We start from the raw sequence: 16,757 nt of genomic DNA on the forward strand, positions 1-16,757 counted from the left end.
GGTAACGTTGAACCCGGAACGGGAAAAACAGGCGGCTTAAATTAACCGGGGGTGACAACTACCTTGACACTTACCGGTATCAGGAAACCACACGTCTGATGTCGGGGTGGCGAACAGCCGGTTTTACTATTTGCAATTCCCCGGTGAAGATAACTTTTAGTCATACCGGCTGGCTTTTACGATGGCTGCCTTTTATGGTAGTTATTCTGAGACGGAACACAGGAGAAAGGTAATGCGGATACTGGTTGTCGGGGCCGGATCGACCGGCGGATATTTTGGTGCATGTCTGGCACGGCATGGTCGCGATGTGACTTTTCTGGTACGTGGTGAGCGGGCAAAAAAACTCAGGCAACAGGGTTTAGTGATCCATGCTGATTCAGGCACTTTCACACTGCAGCCCAATACGCTGCTGGCAACAGAGATTACGACACCTTATGACCTGATTATTATCACCGTCAAAAGTTTTGCTTTACCGGGAGCAATCACTGATCTGCGGGCGGCAGCAGGTGAACACACACTAATACTGCCTGTCCTTAATGGCATGCAACATATCGATACTTTACGCCGCGAGTTCGGCGACGATAAAGTCATCGGCGGGTTGTGTAAAATCCACGCCACTCTGAATGATAAAGGTGAAGTATTACAAATGTCGCCCCTGCACCAGCTATGCTACGGAGAACTTGATGGCAGTAATACATCACGTATTCAACAGCTCGATCAACTGCTGAGTGGCTGCGGATTTGACAATAGACTGTCATCTTCGGTGCAAAGTGATCTGTGGGAGAAATGGTTATTGCTAAGCACTCTCGGGGCCGTGACCTGTTTATCACGGGGTAACACCAGGCAGATACTGACATCTGCAGGCGGAGAAACTCTGCTTAACAGTATTTTTAGTGAAGGACTGGCGGTGATCACGGCCAGTGGCTACCGCCAGCGCCCGGCGATAATCGCCGCTATTCTGCAGACACTGAGTAATCCGGAAACCCCGATGACATCATCGATGTACCGTGATTTGCAGCAAGGCGCACTGATAGAAGCAGAACCGATTATCGGCGATCTGGTTGACAGGGCGCGTCAGCATGCAATTACGGTTCCGTTGCTGAATGCTGTTTTTGTGAATTTACAGGTCTACCTGAGATCCCGCCAGGCGGAGAGCTAGGCAGAGCAAAAAAAAGCCCGGACACTGAGCCCGGGCAGAGTGTGTTCAGCAGACCGGACTATTTTTTTTCTTCTGCGGACAGGGGTTTTTGTTCACCCGCCAGCTTCAGTTTTTTCGAGATTTCACGACGTTCTTTTGACAGGTCAGCGTTCCTGATGATGTACTCATCCACCCTGTCTTCATAATCGCTGCGCATACTGGCAATAATTTCCTGCACAGCCTCAATACTCATCCCCGGCTTAATATATTCGCTCAGGTTATCCAGTAACAAAACGCGTTTCTGATTGTCGCGGACTTTTTTCTCAACGTCGGCAATCTCGCGCTGTAATTTATTTTTGCGACGAAACATACGTACAAATTCAAGTACGTCCTGGAAAGATTGTCTGGCATTTTCCATGATAACACCTCAGTTTGATGCCTGTTCTGGCAGGCGTATGAGTTTCAGAATCAATCGGGTTCAGATAAGTCCCCGGCGGTACTACTGTGACTTCTAAAACTTTTCAGTACCTTATCTTAGCTCAAAGGAACTGTAATTCAATTCTCCCACAGATTACTTTCTCAACACCATGCGGATCAGTTCATTCATTCTTAATAACTGACCATGCAGCTCCAGGCTCAGCCATACATATCCGTAAACCTGTGCCGCCTCAGCATTGGCATGTTCAGCTTTGGCGAGCAGTAATTTCAGCTCACGATCAACTTCTTCCAGTTCTGCAGTAGTATTCGCCAGCTGATCAGTAATACCGCTGGTCAGCATATCAGATAAGGTACGGAACAGATTCTCGGTTAACACCTGAGTACGGCGTATGGTTGGTGCATTCAGCAGTAATAAATGACTTTCACGGGATGCCCACCAGGCATTTATCTGCATCTCCAGGGTATATACCATATTACGCTGAATTGTCTGAATGGCTTCAAATACTGATTTCGGTATCCGTGTTTCTTTACAGGCCGGTTCCAGCAGTGATCGCATTTTCACTACGTCGGTCAGCAGATGATGTATCGGTTTGTTCAGCCGTGGTTTCTCCAGCAGATTGGGAGATACCCCGGTATGGTAAATTTTCATTGAAGCGATCAGGGCATCAGACATCCGGATACGCCAGAAAGTATAGGCGCGCTGGGCCCAGATACCGGTGAAGATTACCGCCAGTATCGAACCGAAGATAACATCGCCGCCCCGCCATAATGCTGTCAGGAAGTCACCGGCAGGCGCGCCGACCACCACCCCGAGGGTGATACCGATCAGCAGCGCCATATACGGGCGTTTTCCCAGGGTTAAATAGCCACAGATAAACATGACCACCCCGCACCAAGCAAGCATGACCGGTAACGAAATCAGTTCCAGTTTCAGTGCTATCAGCCCGGAAACAGAACCGGCAACAGTACCAATAATTCGCTGGACTGCGCGTGGAAATACATTTCCCCAGGAAGAAATGGGCCCCATCACCACCACCAGAGTGATCAGTGGCCAGCTTCCTTCAGGTATATGCAGCAACCTGACCAGCAGAAAAGAAAGTAAAAAAGCAATAGCAATACGCAGTCCGTGAACGAACTTGTAATGGCGGTATAACCAAAATTCCGGGCGGGATATAGGCTTGTCGGGACGCACACTTATTTTCCGGTCATTAACTGAATCGCTATTTTCGCATATTCCCGGGAAAAGATCTGTGGTGATAAATCATTAGATGATTATGTCTGGAAAAAAACGCACCGGTTGCGGGGCGAGGGTATTCAGTTATTCAGGCCACAAAGTGGCCTGAATACGCGCAGGTACGGCGGGAAGTTACAATTTTTTCTTAATATAATCCGTCAGCCGGGTCACGATCCCCCCCTGTCTGACTTCCTGCAGTGCCACCAGCGGATAACTGGCAATCTGTTTGTCTTTATCCATTACCTGGATTTCACCTACCTGCTGATCAGCTGCCAGAGGCGCATCCAGTTCTTTCTTATCAATCACGTAGCGGGCTTTTACCTGGCTGATGTCACCACGCGGTAATGACAGATAAACATCTTTCGCTGACCCGACATTCACCGTGTGCGGGTTGCCGTACCAGACATTCTCGGTACCGATAGCTTTTCCGGCGTGGAACAATTGTACAGTATCGAAGTTATTTTGCCCCCAGACCAGCAGCTTCCTGGCCTGGTCTTCACGACCTTTCGGACTTTTGGCCCCCATAACAACCGCAATCAGGCGGTGCTGGCCAATAATATTTGATGCGATAATATTGAATCCGGCGGTTTCCGTATGTCCGGTTTTCATGCCGTCAACATGCAGGCTATTGTCCCACAGTAAACCGACGCGGTTATTCTGCGTGATACCATTCCATGTCATCGTCTTCTGACTGTACATATGATAGAACTCAGGCTCACCGTGAATAATCGCCATGGCGACAATCCCCAGATCCCGTGCGGTACTGTACTGCCCCGGGGCATCCAGACCATGAACCGTTTCAAAATGGGTATTTTTCAGTCCCAGATTAGCCACAACCTGGTTCATCAGTTTGACAAAATTATCCTGACCGCCGGCAACATAATCGGCCAGAGCAACACAGGCATCATTCCCTGAGTCGACAATCACCCCGCGGCTTAAATCGCGTACTGAGATTTTATCACCGGGTTTGAGGAACATCAGCGATGAGCCTTTGAATACCGGATTACCTGCACCCCAGGCATCAGTCCCTACCGTCACAATATCATCCGGGGTAATTCGTTTCTGGTTAATCGCACGGTCAACCACATAACCTGTAACCAGCTTAGTCAGGCTCGCAGGGTTACGGCGTTCATCGGGATTTCCTGAAGTCAGTACCTGTCCGGTCGTTGCATCCATTAATACCCATGAAGCAGCATCAATGGTCGGGGGCGTCATGGAAAAAGGCAGGGCATTGTCATCAGCAAACGCTGTTGATGCCAGTAATATCATACCCGGTACAGTAATAAGCAGACGCCTTTTCAAGCTAAGTTCCTCAATAATTAGGGTGGAGAGACAGATTTAGTCGCATTTTTACGGCATTTCAGTGCCACTGGCATCTATCAATTGTGAGAAAATGTAACACTGAATCTGGCTATATCTGCTGTAAAACCGCCAGTTGAAACAGAATCTGCTGCTTATAGTCAGCCCGCGGGGATGAGTTTACTTATCCCCGCGCTATACTGCAGCCAAATGCTGTCACAACCCTCTGTACAGATTTGTCATTTTATCCCCTGAAAGGAATTATTTACTCACAGTCGGTAGTACTGTGTCAGCCTCTGTGAGACGGCTTCCGCAACACAGGGAGGGCTCTGGTACAAAAGACGGTTAAAGGTAACACCGGACATAACAGCGTTATCTGCCGGAATAATGAACTGAATAAAACCTGACCGGATACAGGGGCCCTCCCGACACCGATCGTTAATCTGCAGACAAACGTCCTGTCCGCCCTGCCGTGGTTCCCGGCGGTCAGCACGGATGTGTTACTGCCTGCCCCGCTGCCGGTTTTGACGGTGCGCAAATAATTTTATCTATACTCTCAATGGTTTTAAAAGTGCAGGAACAAGACAAATCCCGGCATTGATAATATGCTTCCTTAGTATTATCGGTAATATAGCGGCTGGTCCGCGTATGGGATGTATGGTTACACACAGGACAACGCATCATAATCAGGGCCTTTCTGAAGGTTAACTGTTCCCCTGTTTACAGGGACGGAGTGCCGGGACTGAATGATCCACCGGCAAAATAATAATACCTCAGGTAATATTATTTTCAATACTCCGGGTACTTTATTTTTAATAGCAGGGGTATTAAAATAAATCATGGAAAAGAGAAAAGAACTGACGACAGAACAGCTAGAAGATGCCAGCCGTCTGAAAGCTTTGTACGAGTCAAAAAGAAAACAGCTGCAACTGACCCAGCAGATGATCGCCAATGAGCTGAATATTACTCAGGGCGCAGTGGGACACTATCTGAATGGCAGAAATGCACTGAATGTAAAAGTAGCCGCTATTTTCTCGCAACTGCTGCACTGTTCGATTGCAGATTTCAGTGAAACGCTATCTGCAGAGGCCAAAGCACTGCACGGTGCGTCAGAAAAAAATGTGCGTTATGCAGGCCCCTATGTTCCCGGAAAACATTACCCGGTACTGAGTTCGGTGCAGGCGGGCTGCTGGTCTGAAGCAGTGGAAGCTTATACCCTCGAAGATATCAGTGTCTGGCTGGAGTCTGATGCACATATTCAGGGAGAGGCTTTCTGGCTGAAAGTTGAGGGCGACTCAATGACTTCCCCGACCGGTCAGAGCGTACCGGAAGGTATGTATGTCTTATTTGATACCGGCCGTGAAGCCATTAATGGCAGCCTGGTGATCGCCAAGCTGGTCGATTCGAATGATGCCACCTTCAAGAAACTGATTATTGATGGCGGTCAGAAATACCTGAAAGGCTTAAATCCTGCCTGGCCAGCGATACCCATTAACGGGAACTGCAGAATTATCGGTGTTGCCGTTGAAGCGCGGATGCGGTTCCTGTAACCGCTGCCGGTCTGTGCAGTGAATTGTCAGTTGATGTAAATCTGTGATCTCACCAATATCTTTTAAGAAAATACCTATCCACTGCTTCACCGGTTAGCCGTTTAGTAATGATTAATAAACGTGATTAATTATTATAAGGCGGTAACGATGCTGATAGAAAAGAAAAGTGGCCGGTCGGCCACAGAGAACCGCAGGCTGGCGGTTACCCTTGCCGGTACTGCCGGTATACTGAATGTACTGGCGCTGGGCGCTTTCGGGTTATTTCCGTCGAATATGACAGGGAATGCAACTCAGCTTTCAGCCGAGGTACTGGAGTGGGATCAGCGACAAATGTGGCAGTTGTTACTGCTACTGCTATGTTTTATGGGCGGCGCATTTACTTCACGGTTACTGGTTTCTTTCGGCAAAAAATACCATCTGCGGACTATTTACGCACATATTTTGCTGGGCGAAGGTATTATACTGGCAGTACCGGCTATTGGCAGTTTATGGTTAAGCCTCCCTGTCGATAAAACCCTGCTGGTCAATATGCTGGGCTTCCTGCTCGGTTTACATAATTCGACGTCCACCCAGCTTTCCCAGGGAAAAGTCCGAACCACTCATATTACCGGCACGCTGACAGATGCGGGGATAACCCTGGCGACCCTGTTACTTCACCGGGTACTCCGGTATTCGGCGGAAGAACGTCGTCATCACCAGTATCTGCTCAGTATTTACCTGACTGCCACCGGGGCATTTATTACCGGAGGTATTATTGGCGTGTTGTCATTTAACCTGTTTTCAATGCAGGCTTTTTCACTGGCCGGTATTGTGCTGGTGCTGGTTTCCGGAATAACAATACGGCGAACCCTGCAACAGCAACGGCGTATAGCAGGCCGCATCAGCCCGGTCAGAGTCCCCTGAGTTGTATTTATTCACTACAGCGGCACAGCCATTTATACAGCAGAGGTTATATAAAAGATCCGCCGCAGCGGATCCCGTGGATCAAACGATAGAGTTATGGTGCCGTGCCATAGGCCTGTCTGAAATCATCTTCCATTTGTTCACAAACTCCGGCCAGACGTTGCTGTTCAGAGAGTGAATTAGCTTTATTCAGGTTAGCTCTGCACTGATGTACAGCCTCACGGGCATTGGTCATGGCCGCTTCTTTCATCGGTGAATCAAAGACAACTTTATAGACAAAAAATAAAACAACCAGCACCAGGACAGTTCCGACAAATGTTTTCACATCTCTACCCTCATAGCTACAGTACCCACAATCTAAAACTAAATTAATGTAAAGGGAAGCAGGAAACCGACAACGACACCAGTTAATAGTGATGAAGGATAGTGCTGTGACATATATCCCTTAATTCACCACGGCCATGCGCAGAGACCCCGGCCGCAGCGTCAATAAATTGTGATCAGTATCAGTTTGGTACAAAATATCCGGTGTCATAACAGAATCACCGGAAAACGCACTGTCATATAACAAGTGAACATTGAGCGAAGGTGAACGAAATACAGGGTATTCGATGCAACTAACAGGAAAAAGAGGACGGTAACGGATGAAAAATAATGATGCAGCACAGCCTACCTTCCTCTTTCATGATTATGTGAATCAACGATTAAGTAAATGATTTAAATGGTAATATGCAATCAAGAAAACAGGGTTGGTACAAAATTTGGTACAACCTTCCATTTTCAACCCGATTCAAAACTCTTCACTAAATGCGTCACCACTCCGATCACCCTGGCATCATCCAGGGCATCACCTTCGATTATTCCACCGTCAGTGATAAACCGGCCGGCACCCACCGTAGCGAATACCTTCTGGCCGGACACCTCCAGTAAGACCACCCGCCCCGCTTTCGCCGGTATCCCCTGCTCGACCACAGTGTAGCCCTCATCAGTCGGAATAACGATTGACGATTCGGTAATACCCATGACACCGTTAGGCGTCAGGCGTGCTTCGATGTAGTCTGCTGCGGGGGACTGGAATGCCATGGGCTGCCTCAGATTGTAAAAGTGCAATGTCAGGTGACTTATCCCCAGCGGTCGGTAAGGGAATTACCTCGCAATCTGACTTTATTGCGGGCAGATTGACTTCATTTGCAGAATCCATTCTGCACGGATCAGAAGAAAATTTGCATATGTTACCTAATGGGTGAGCATTAAATACACCCTCGGTTTTTATAAGCATGCTATTTACCCTCCAGCGCTGTTAATCGGGAATCAATATCCGTCTGCTTACTGATTGTGGCTCTTAATATCCAAAGAAGTAATTCCTCTTTCCTGAAAGAATACCGACTGCCGGCAGTTACTGCTTCAGCTTTAACAGTCCCATCCTCAAAGTATTCAGCGTCAGCTGCTTCCCACTCGTCATAACAAAATGCACCATATAGCGTCCAGTCAAGAGAGTATTTAGTCATGATTGCGATTGCAGCCTGCACGGTAGGACCACTATGCAACCTTGCTGTATCACCCTCATCAGACTGCTTAGCTAACCATGTCCATACCCAGGGTAACTGCCCTATCTCATAGAAAGCAGATATTTCTGTGTCTGATATCGCCCTGGGGTCACTTTTAAGGGTCGCATCAGATGTAGCGATAGTTGAGTTGACAGCAAACACTGTACTAGGTCGCAGTGAAGCACTACCAATATTCCCCGCCGCATCAGCGCCTGGTGCTAGACTATATCCAGATATTGCCCACGCCCCTGCTTTATTAGCTAGCCCCAGATATGATGAATCTGTCGCTTTAATCTGGTTACCATCAGCATTAAGCTGCCATTTAACCACGACATCGCCAAGAATTGACGTATCTGAGTTATACCTTGCAAAAAGGTGACCTAGTTTGTCTGAGGCAGGTGTTGCGAATAGAGTTGACTCAGTTGTAGCACCTGAAGAAATTTTACCCCGAACCCTGAGCGGCAACCTCTGACCTGTTATAGACTTTAATGTTCTATCCGGAATCTGAACAAGCAAAGAGTTCGTGTTCAGCACGCTGTCAGTACCACTTACTGCTTTGGCAGGAGAAATGTTGGAGAACACAAAGTTAATTGGAGCTTTTGAGGTATCAACATCCCCGCCTGACTCAAAGGTTGTCGAACCGATACTCTGAAAGGTCCCCTCTGACCTAAACCATTCCCATGAAGTCGCATGGAATAATAAAATTCCTTCGGCGATAATATCACCAACGGCAGTTTCTACAACAGCTCGTGTAAGGTGAAAAGCGTAGTGGTTACCTTGCGTTGTAGTGGCTGCACCGTATATTGAAACGTTGAATACATTATTATAAATGTAAGCTAAGTAAGTATAATTAGATTCGCTCGTACCGCGTGATTGGTCGTCATAACCCCTGAATGCTATCCCACCAAAATGACGAACCCCTACCATGCAGTTTATCCATTTGTTTCCGTGGAATGAGTTATTGCCCAGAGAAACATAGTAATCACCGGCAATGGCGCAATGGTCAGAAAAAACATTTTCCATCCAGTTGAACTCGGTGAAGTCATTCTTATCTCTGTTGTTTAACCAGATGCAGCGCTTGAGTTGATAGGCCCGAACATTTCTCACCACTGAATAACAACAACCTTGAAGTTCTATCGCATTACCAATAGGCGCAGCAGCAGTCTCTGAAGAGTCAGGCTTCGCTATGAATGGAACGACGGTTAGGTCTGAAATTCCCCTTGACGATGAGGTTCCCCATCCTTTTCTTACCGAGAAACATGAGACATCTTCTGACGCGGCATCAAATACTATTGTAGTACTGTCCATGCCACTACCTTGAAGGAATGAGCCTCGCAAAATCGCATTGTAAATATCTCGCGTGAACTCTCCATCGACATCAACGTAGAGCATGTAGTCAGAGCCAGACAAGATGGTTTCACCTTTCTTGTAATAATAGCCAGACATTACTTCAACACGCATATTTCTGTATGAGATTGCAGAATCTACCGCATCCTGAAAGGGTTTAGTATTGTCAGTTCCTGTCTTGGTGCTAGTATCAAAGTCAGCGGCTCCACCAAACATCTGTGGGGTCAAGACATTGTTTTCAAATACTCTCTGCCAGTACCATGTTGCTGAAACAACCGCTTTCGTCCCGTTATCTTCCTTTCCTGGTAAGTTTACAGCCCTAAACTTCCCCGCTCCGGTTGATTGTGGCATCTGAACGGCCCATTGAGAATCTTTATAGTAAGATCTCAGCAAAACCACTTGTCCCTCATACTCTGGCGTTAATTTTTTTAATGATTCATAGGAATCAACCTCTCCAATATAACTCGCTCCAAAAGGAGATCTTATTCCACTAAGAATTATCTCAGGGTTTATCTTAGACAAGTCCGGCCAGTAAAACTGCTGCACCATATAGCTATCATAAACAGCCATAGAGTAATTCTGAGTGGTTACGAATTTTGATATCTGTCCGTTATAAACCGGATATCCTGCGGAGTTGATAATGATTGGCTGCGAAACCTGAACCGTAGTTCCGCTCTCACTTTCAACGTAAACAGGAATTTGGTTCTGCGGTAACGTCGGGTCGGTGTCTGGTATCCCGATAAAAATCTTGCCGTTTGAGCAAGCCTTAAAAGAGCGCGACATGGTGAACGGTGTAACAGGGTTAGACACCATGATGTTATAGCTATTATCAGCCATTATTTTCTCCGGGCGAGTGATGGCCTCGCTGTTAAACGATGATTTATAGATTTCAGGTATAAAAAAACCCGCCGAGGCGGGTTGATTTGAATGTAATCTTTAGGCTTGAATTGGGTTTTACGAAATATTCGTAAAACTACCCATTCTTACGACCTACGAAATTTTCGTAGGTCTCCACTTTTAGTTTTGCACTATTAGTGCAAAACCCTTCTCTTGCGTCATCCTATACGCCGGTCATTTCGAGGAAGTGCTTGTTGTTTATCCTCAGCTTCTTCAATACGCTCATTTTCCCATCTTCCCATGGTGAAACATGAATATGCGCCGTTTCCCTTTCCAGTATCCGTCTTACAGCATTTCGTTCCCGGATTGTTTCACGAGGCATTGAACAGTACGCTCCGGCCAGCCTGTGTTCAGCCGCATGTAAGATTGGTTCAACAGATAGCATGTAATCAGCCATCATATTCGAGTGCATCCACAGCCAGCTCATAGTACAAAGTTCATCATCGGTGAATTGTTTCTTAACTTTTTGGAGGCTCTCCTGCTTCGGCAGCCATTCGCCTTCAATCACTTTCCCTGCCAGATATTCGACGGCCTCAGCAGTCTGTTTTGGTGAAAGCTCGTCGATATGCTTAACGTCAAACTCTTTGTGAATCAGCTTATAAACCGCCTGGTATGTCAGTCCGTATTTACCCATGATGCGGTTAACGATTCCGCGCAATGGCGTCCTGTCATCAACTGTGCTTTCCGGCTGGCGAACAGCAATTCCTTTATTCCAGTAGTAGTGCAAAGCGGTGAAGCATTCTTCCTGATAGCGGATCAGAAGGTCGCGGATATCATCACGAACCTTTGCAGGGTTGATACTGAACAACCAACCGTTGAGTTTCTTGAGTGGGATGCACAAAAGCTGGCGCAGCTTGCTATCACCGGCAACCATATTCATATGAATACAGTTGAATTTATCCATTTGGCGCATGAGTTTCTGCTGCTGAGTTCCCCAGCTCATGCCAAGATTTTCAACAATCGGCTTCATTGCGACATAAGCAACCCCTGCCGCCATAGCGGTGACAATGTGCTGACCGTGAAAAGGAAGAGAGGTAGTGTTCACTGCTTCGATAATTGCTATACTGTTCATGTCAATAATTCCTTAGTCGGATTTGTTTGATACCGAGGCCCTGACTGTTCGAGCAGTTGGGGCTTCAACTGTTTCAGGCTTCAATTCGCCCTTCCTGCCTCAAGCTATCCATCACTCTCTTATAAAGCTCAGAGTTTACAGAGCGCCCGTTTTCTTCTGCCACTTTACGAACAGCATCCAACGCCTCTTTAGGCCATCGCAGATTGAACTGCGGTAATTTTCTTGCGTCTTTCATACACCTCCCGAATGAACCACCGTGGTTCACTTGAGAATGTACTATCACCGTTATAGACTGTCAAGAAAAAATACGGTGATAAAATGTCCAGAGAAGACCCACAATTTAAGCTCAGGCTCCCTGCTGATTTAAAATCAAAACTTGACCAAAGAGCTAAAATGAATGGCCGCTCTATAAACGCAGAGTTGGTGCAAATTGTGCAAGATGCAATCGCTAAGCCTTCACCTGTTTCTGGTTACCGGGACGAGGCGGAACGGTTAGCAGATGAGCAATCGGACAAGGTTAAAGATATGGTCTTTGAAACCCTTAAATCCATGTACGGGAGGGAAAAATGATACGAAAGATTTTCGCCATTATTCTTCTTATTGTTCCTGTAGCTTCATTTGCTGATTTCAGGGCATTACAGACTGGGAATGACCTTCTGTATGATATTCAGCAAGGAAAGGCTGGTGATAATGCAGCCTCTTTCTATACAACTGGCTACCTCAGGGGAATATCTGACTTTCAAATCATGATCGGATTACTATGCCCTCCTCAGGGGGCTGACATGAGCCAGTTCACTGATATAGTTCAAGGTTTTTTGATGAATAACCCTACGATAAGAAATGAAACTTCATCTCTTTTATCCTCTGCCGCTTTGGGGCAGGCCTTTCCATGCAAGAAAAAATAATTTGCACGCTATTGCACCGTGCCAGTGATATGCTGGCAGAAAAATGAGGAGGATGATTGTGAATAAATTTTTAGTTTCTATTTCATTTCTTGCCTTAGCGGGGTGCTCGCAGTCCACTTTGATAAATAGAGATAATGGAAAGAATACCTACCTTGTTGAATGCGGTGCCGCTTCCTCCTGGAGCGTTTGTTATAACGAAGCAAGCAATGTTTGTCCAAGCGGCTACAGCGATATAGAGCACTCATCTGGCTTTAATCGCAAAGAGATGAAAGTTAGGTGTAATTAGCCACCATCCTTGGTTGCTTATCAGTATGAACGATCATCAGTTAACGCCGAGAACCAACCAATGATGCCGAACTTAGCTATCCTCTGCTTCTCTGCAGCAGGTAATGTCCGATAAAACTCCTTCCATGCTGATGTTCTGGCAATGCGACTTTCAGCGCTGGAAACAATCTTATCCTGAACCGGAGCCGATGGTTTGTTGCGGGCCAGTGACGCCAATCGTTTCCATTCCGGGCTGCTCATTAACTCCTGAACTGCTTCAGAACCGGTTTTCCTTGTCGCCGCTTTAGCCCCCATCTGTGCAGCAATGGCAGTATTCAGCACCGGCCCAGCGACAGGTACGTGACCAACCACTGTTGCAATGGTCGCCATTTTTCCGTGAGTGGCAAGCTTATCCAGAAATCCGCCAGGCTGCTCAAATTTATCAAGGAATGATTTCAGTTTTCCGGTGGCCAGATAGTACTGATTTGCTGACTTAACATTGCGGGCGATCGTGTACATATCCTCAAGCTGACGAACGGTATTAGCAGGCAACTCACGATGTAAAAGCCTGACGCTACCGTTACGCTTTAGAGAACCATAATAATCGACAAAACCGTTAATATTGTTAGCGAGGTCAGACCGGCTCCCCTTACGCAGCATATCCCGCATTCCTGTAGCGATAAGTTGTGACCGGGTTGCTTTGTCAGGAACGGCCTGCATAAGCTGGTTGAACGCTTTCGTATTCCCGTTGCTAAGTCCGGTCAAGGCGTTGTGAGCCCGTGCCGTAACATCACCGGACAGGTCTTTACCCATCAGGGAATATATCCGTTCTTCCATCATCTTACGCTGAGCTGTGACGGCGTTAGCGGCACGAATCTGGTCACCGAAACCCGCCTGCCTTGCCACTGCATCACGGTCATCAGAAAGCCTCGAATATAGCGCACTAAGATTGCGCTCTTCTGCACTTCCGAATGGGGTTCCGGCTTTGCTTAACTCAGCTCCTACGCGACTACGGGCGCTATTGAGTCTTGCGTATGTTGGTGCACCCGCGTCATTTCCCTTCGGAGCCACTTTGTCATACACCCATTTTTCTACAGTAGATAAATGCTCGTAACCGCCCTGCTCATCAGCCAGCTGGTCGAGATAATTTCTGGTATTAACGGGATCAACTTCAGCTCTTGCCGGAATGGCATCCTGAACCGGTTTGTAAAGTGAGTTCTCCTGAGCCTTCAGTGCATTTCTGGTTGTATTGAAATCAGAAACGAACTTGTCATTCATTGAAAGACGGTCAGGCATCGCACCGGCATCATCAATTATCTGTGATGCGCGGTTAGAAATCCGGTTAATCGAGTCGCGTCGAACTGCCCCAAGCGCTGATTCATCCTGAGATGCCAGACCCATTTGCACCGCTTTAAACGCATCATTCCCGGAGGTGTAAGCCTCAAGCATATCATCAGGATCAAGGTCGAGACGCTTCATTGCATCAGTAACATTCTGGTCTGGCTGAATGTCATTTATGACCTGCTGAATGCGGCCTTGATTACCAGACTGAGCAGCTCGGGTGTATTGCTGAGCCGTATCCGGAGTTACTCCCGCAGGAGACTCTGGCGCTGAGCTACTGGCGGCCTGAGGCTGAGCGTTATCCTTAGGTGTCCTGACAGTGTATGGCTGCTGCCGGGGGCTAAAATTATCTGGCTGATTAACTGAAGGCTGGCTGTAGCCTGGCGGCTGTTGGGTGGCCGCACGATCCGCAGATGCCTGAGGTGATGGTAATGGCTCACTGGCACCGCGTGCATTTTTTATTGCGCCACGGACCCCATTAAATACCGCCGGAACCGCTCTGGCCGCTGCTGAACCAGCCAGGCCCATACCGGTATTTTCCAGCAACTGAGTCGGATCAATTTGTCCATCCTGCTGAGACCCCGCCAGTGTACCGACAAGGTTCTCAGACAGCATACTGGCGACCTGGTTTGCTGCCCGCTCCGCTCTGGATGCTCCGACTGCGGAAGCGGTGGCTGCCGCGGCTTTCTCTGCACCAACACCAGGTACAAGATACGGACCAATTTCCGCACCGAGCTGTGCATATGGGTCTGTTGGTCTGGCACTTTTAGGCAACTGGAACTGATATACCTGGTCCTGCTTTGGAACACCTACAGCATCCAGAGCCGTATTAACTACACTGCCGGGAATATTTGCTACATTCACACCGGCCTGAAGTAGCCCCTTGCCTACCTGCTCAACATTCTGTGCCAGAGTTGGTGGTGCCTGCTCAGGCTCCCATGGCTGCCTGGCTTCCTGGTTCAGATAATCCATTTCGCCAGATGATCCGGGTTGTGGCCGCTGCTGCTGCGTCCACTGAGCAAAACGCGGATCATTGATGTAATTTTGAGTTTCCTGTGGCATAGCGTGGCTCTGGCCGGACTGATATTTCTGAACATTGCCAGGTCCCCAGTTGTACGAAGCGAGTGCGGAAGTAACATCACCCCCGTTCTGCCTGAGCATCTGCCCCAGGTATTTGCCAGCCGCATCAACCTGCATGTCAGGGTCAGATTTCAGTCGTTCAGGGTTATAACCCATTCCCTTTGCCGTTTCCGGCATTACCTGACCAAGGCCAATTGCCCCCTTGGGACTTACTGCGTTCGGGTTACCGCTGGATTCTTTGCTGATTACCGCATTGAGTAATCCAGACGGAATTCCATATTTTTGCTCAGTAGCAGAAACAACATCGGCACCCTGCTGAGGTGCCGACTGTTGGTAGTTTTGCCACGGTCCGGAAGAATCTCCAGGCTGTGAACTGCTCTGATAGTTTTCCCACGGACCTGCCATTAATTTTTTCTCCAGCTATTAGGGGATGATGGGTCACCGCCGGTGTACATATAGCCATCTACCAACTGCCCCAATTGTGGAGCTGATGCTTGCTGCGGACCGGAGTAAGACTGAATATCTGAACGATATTTTTCGACCAGTGATTTTTGGCTGTTCAGGTAGTTAACCTGGCGCTGTAGAACCTGTTGCCAGTTATTGATGATTGTTCGCGCCCGATCGGAAGATACGTTTGGTTGAAGGTTCAGGAAGGCACTTGCCGCCGCCTGGCCTTCTGAATCTGATACCGGACCGGTACCACGCATACCAATTACGCCCATCTGTCTTGCCTGAGCCTGCATCTGCTGGATTTGCGAATATGCGTCTGCCGAATCAGAACCAGGTATGTTTCTGGTGATATACCCTTGTTTACCCCAAATTCCATTGAATGTTGATGGATCAATCTGCTTAACCTGGTTTAGCGTGGTCAGCATTCCGGATGTACTGTTTACCTGTTGGTCATATCCGTTCACAAAGTCCTGCTTTTTCTGAACCTGCTGGAACTGCTGGTTCTGAATATTGGAGGACTGCTGCTGACCAGACTGATTAGCCATCTGTTGCTTAATAGCCTGATCACCACGTTGAATATCCACTTTCTGCGCCGTAAACCCATTTTGAGTATTGTCCTGCTGGATTTGATGCTGGAATTTCTGCTGATTCAGTTGGTAGTTGGCGTTAGCTATGGCCCCCTGCTGATTTATTTGAGCGTTTTTGCTTTGTAGATCGAAATATTTTTCTGGGCCAATAGCATGCATACCAACTAAATCAGCAGTCTGACTGAACTGCTGGGGGTTGGTTTGATATGCTTGTACAGCCTGGTTGGGGTCAATTCCCATCCCTTGCAGAGTTTGCTGATGCTTCTGGATAGCCGAAGCTACCGCCTGAGGGCCTTGAGTAGCAGCCACTTTCAAATCCATCGCAGCATTGCCCGCGTCTTGTTTCAGGCTATCATTCGCCAGCCCTATTGCCTGCTGCGTTGTAGCTGCTTGCGTCGGATTGCTGGCATAAAGCTTTTGCAGTGCTGCTGTATCATTATTTGCAAGGGCGTCGCCTACTTTTTGCTGGTATGTATTCAGTGCCTGCTGATCATTAATTTGCTTAATACCCTGCAACACACTCGCCCCACCCTGTAATGCCTGAACTCCAACATTGTTTGCCCCTGACCTGTCAGCCTGGTTTGCCTGACTAATAGCATTGACAGCATAATTAGCATCACTGGATTGAGGAGCGTTGCTGTTAGATGAAGCAATGACGCCGCCAAATTGTGGTATTCCTGATAGCTGGAAAGTTGCCATTTTTCA

The 16,757-nt window shown here is 47.7% G+C and carries 16 protein-coding genes; 5 read left to right on the forward strand and 11 right to left on the reverse strand.

The window, feature by feature from the left end; all coding sequences use genetic code 11:
- Window positions 1-232: 232 nt before the first annotated feature.
- Complete coding sequence (locus tag JK198_RS14490; protein ID WP_212708975.1) at window positions 233-1,159, forward strand: ketopantoate reductase family protein; 927 nt, start codon at window positions 233-235, stop codon at window positions 1,157-1,159.
- A 58-nt stretch (window positions 1,160-1,217) separates the two neighbouring features.
- On the opposite strand, the gene JK198_RS14495 is transcribed toward JK198_RS14490, so the two are convergent.
- The 4 genes from JK198_RS14495 to JK198_RS14510 form a co-directional block, all read right to left on the reverse strand.
- Window positions 1,218-1,556, reverse strand: coding sequence for a DUF496 family protein (locus JK198_RS14495; RefSeq protein WP_212708976.1), 339 nt, complete (start codon window positions 1,554-1,556; stop codon window positions 1,218-1,220).
- A 153-nt stretch (window positions 1,557-1,709) separates the two neighbouring features.
- Window positions 1,710-2,768, reverse strand: coding sequence for an FUSC family protein (locus JK198_RS14500; protein WP_212708977.1), 1,059 nt, complete (start codon window positions 2,766-2,768; stop codon window positions 1,710-1,712).
- Window positions 2,769-2,942: 174 nt separating this feature from the next.
- The gene (dacD, locus tag JK198_RS14505; protein WP_212710847.1) at window positions 2,943-4,112 is read right to left on the reverse strand and encodes a serine-type D-Ala-D-Ala carboxypeptidase DacD; all 1,170 of its coding nucleotides are present in this window, start codon (window positions 4,110-4,112) and stop codon (window positions 2,943-2,945) included.
- Window positions 4,113-4,595: 483 nt separating this feature from the next.
- On the reverse strand, window positions 4,596-4,793 hold the full coding sequence (locus JK198_RS14510; protein WP_212708979.1) for an ogr/Delta-like zinc finger family protein: 198 nt from the start codon (window positions 4,791-4,793) through the stop codon (window positions 4,596-4,598).
- 155 nt (window positions 4,794-4,948) lie between these two features.
- On the opposite strand from JK198_RS14510, the gene JK198_RS14515 reads away from it, so the two are divergent.
- Window positions 4,949-5,659, forward strand: coding sequence for a LexA family transcriptional regulator (locus JK198_RS14515; RefSeq protein WP_212708980.1), 711 nt, complete (start codon window positions 4,949-4,951; stop codon window positions 5,657-5,659).
- 147 nt (window positions 5,660-5,806) lie between these two features.
- Window positions 5,807-6,562 carry a YoaK family protein gene (locus tag JK198_RS14520; RefSeq protein ID WP_212708981.1) on the forward strand — a complete coding sequence of 252 codons (756 nt, stop codon included), beginning with the start codon at window positions 5,807-5,809 and terminating at the stop codon, window positions 6,560-6,562.
- 94 nt (window positions 6,563-6,656) lie between these two features.
- On the opposite strand, the gene JK198_RS14525 is transcribed toward JK198_RS14520, so the two are convergent.
- The 5 genes from JK198_RS14525 to JK198_RS14545 form a co-directional block, all read right to left on the reverse strand.
- A complete protein-coding gene (locus tag JK198_RS14525; RefSeq protein WP_212708982.1) occupies window positions 6,657-6,887 on the reverse strand; it encodes a hypothetical protein in 231 nt (76 codons plus the stop codon).
- 455 nt (window positions 6,888-7,342) lie between these two features.
- Window positions 7,343-7,645 carry a hypothetical protein gene (locus JK198_RS14530; protein WP_212710848.1) on the reverse strand — a complete coding sequence of 101 codons (303 nt, stop codon included), beginning with the start codon at window positions 7,643-7,645 and terminating at the stop codon, window positions 7,343-7,345.
- Between the two features lie 197 nt (window positions 7,646-7,842).
- The gene (locus JK198_RS14535) at window positions 7,843-10,293 is read right to left on the reverse strand and encodes a phage tailspike protein (RefSeq protein ID WP_212710849.1); all 2,451 of its coding nucleotides are present in this window, start codon (window positions 10,291-10,293) and stop codon (window positions 7,843-7,845) included.
- Between the two features lie 223 nt (window positions 10,294-10,516).
- Window positions 10,517-11,425 carry a phage antirepressor N-terminal domain-containing protein gene (locus JK198_RS14540; RefSeq protein WP_212710850.1) on the reverse strand — a complete coding sequence of 303 codons (909 nt, stop codon included), beginning with the start codon at window positions 11,423-11,425 and terminating at the stop codon, window positions 10,517-10,519.
- Between the two features lie 73 nt (window positions 11,426-11,498).
- A complete protein-coding gene (locus tag JK198_RS14545) occupies window positions 11,499-11,660 on the reverse strand; it encodes an Arc family DNA-binding protein (RefSeq protein ID WP_212710851.1) in 162 nt (53 codons plus the stop codon).
- Window positions 11,661-11,743: 83 nt separating this feature from the next.
- On the opposite strand from JK198_RS14545, the gene JK198_RS14550 reads away from it, so the two are divergent.
- Both JK198_RS14550 and JK198_RS14555 read left to right on the forward strand, forming a co-directional pair.
- On the forward strand, window positions 11,744-11,995 hold the full coding sequence (locus JK198_RS14550; protein WP_212710852.1) for an Arc family DNA-binding protein: 252 nt from the start codon (window positions 11,744-11,746) through the stop codon (window positions 11,993-11,995).
- On the forward strand, window positions 11,992-12,330 hold the full coding sequence (locus tag JK198_RS14555; protein WP_212710853.1) for a Rap1a/Tai family immunity protein: 339 nt from the start codon (window positions 11,992-11,994) through the stop codon (window positions 12,328-12,330). The genes JK198_RS14550 and JK198_RS14555 overlap by 4 nt, the downstream gene beginning before the upstream one ends.
- A 306-nt stretch (window positions 12,331-12,636) precedes the next feature.
- Here the strand turns inward: JK198_RS14555 and JK198_RS14560 are convergent, their stop codons facing one another.
- Window positions 12,637-15,420, reverse strand: a complete 2,784-nt coding sequence (locus JK198_RS14560) for a lytic transglycosylase domain-containing protein (protein ID WP_212710854.1) — start codon at window positions 15,418-15,420, stop codon at window positions 12,637-12,639.
- On the reverse strand, window positions 15,420-16,751 hold the full coding sequence (locus JK198_RS14565) for a phage DNA ejection protein (protein ID WP_212710855.1): 1,332 nt from the start codon (window positions 16,749-16,751) through the stop codon (window positions 15,420-15,422). The genes JK198_RS14560 and JK198_RS14565 overlap by 1 nt, the downstream gene beginning before the upstream one ends.
- Window positions 16,752-16,757 lie beyond the last annotated feature (6 nt).

Source organism: Tatumella sp. JGM91 (assembly GCF_018257575.1).
Lineage (GTDB): Bacteria > Pseudomonadota > Gammaproteobacteria > Enterobacterales > Enterobacteriaceae > Tatumella > Tatumella punctata.

Coding starts and splice junctions, on each gene's coding strand:
- JK198_RS14545 (WP_212710851.1), bottom strand. CDS start 11,660: ATGAAAGACGCAAGAAAATTACCGCAGTTCAATCTGCGATGGCCTAAA.
- JK198_RS14515 (WP_212708980.1), top strand. CDS start 4,949: ATGGAAAAGAGAAAAGAACTGACGACAGAACAGCTAGAAGATGCCAGC.
- JK198_RS14535 (WP_212710849.1), bottom strand. CDS start 10,293: ATGGCTGATAATAGCTATAACATCATGGTGTCTAACCCTGTTACACCG.
- JK198_RS14510 (WP_212708979.1), bottom strand. CDS start 4,793: ATGATGCGTTGTCCTGTGTGTAACCATACATCCCATACGCGGACCAGC.
- JK198_RS14490 (WP_212708975.1), top strand. CDS start 233: ATGCGGATACTGGTTGTCGGGGCCGGATCGACCGGCGGATATTTTGGT.
- JK198_RS14530 (WP_212710848.1), bottom strand. CDS start 7,645: ATGGCATTCCAGTCCCCCGCAGCAGACTACATCGAAGCACGCCTGACG.
- JK198_RS14550 (WP_212710852.1), top strand. CDS start 11,744: ATGTCCAGAGAAGACCCACAATTTAAGCTCAGGCTCCCTGCTGATTTA.
- JK198_RS14495 (WP_212708976.1), bottom strand. CDS start 1,556: ATGGAAAATGCCAGACAATCTTTCCAGGACGTACTTGAATTTGTACGT.
- JK198_RS14555 (WP_212710853.1), top strand. CDS start 11,992: ATGATACGAAAGATTTTCGCCATTATTCTTCTTATTGTTCCTGTAGCT.
- JK198_RS14560 (WP_212710854.1), bottom strand. CDS start 15,420: ATGGCAGGTCCGTGGGAAAACTATCAGAGCAGTTCACAGCCTGGAGAT.
- JK198_RS14565 (WP_212710855.1), bottom strand. CDS start 16,751: ATGGCAACTTTCCAGCTATCAGGAATACCACAATTTGGCGGCGTCATT.
- JK198_RS14540 (WP_212710850.1), bottom strand. CDS start 11,425: ATGAACAGTATAGCAATTATCGAAGCAGTGAACACTACCTCTCTTCCT.
- JK198_RS14520 (WP_212708981.1), top strand. CDS start 5,807: ATGCTGATAGAAAAGAAAAGTGGCCGGTCGGCCACAGAGAACCGCAGG.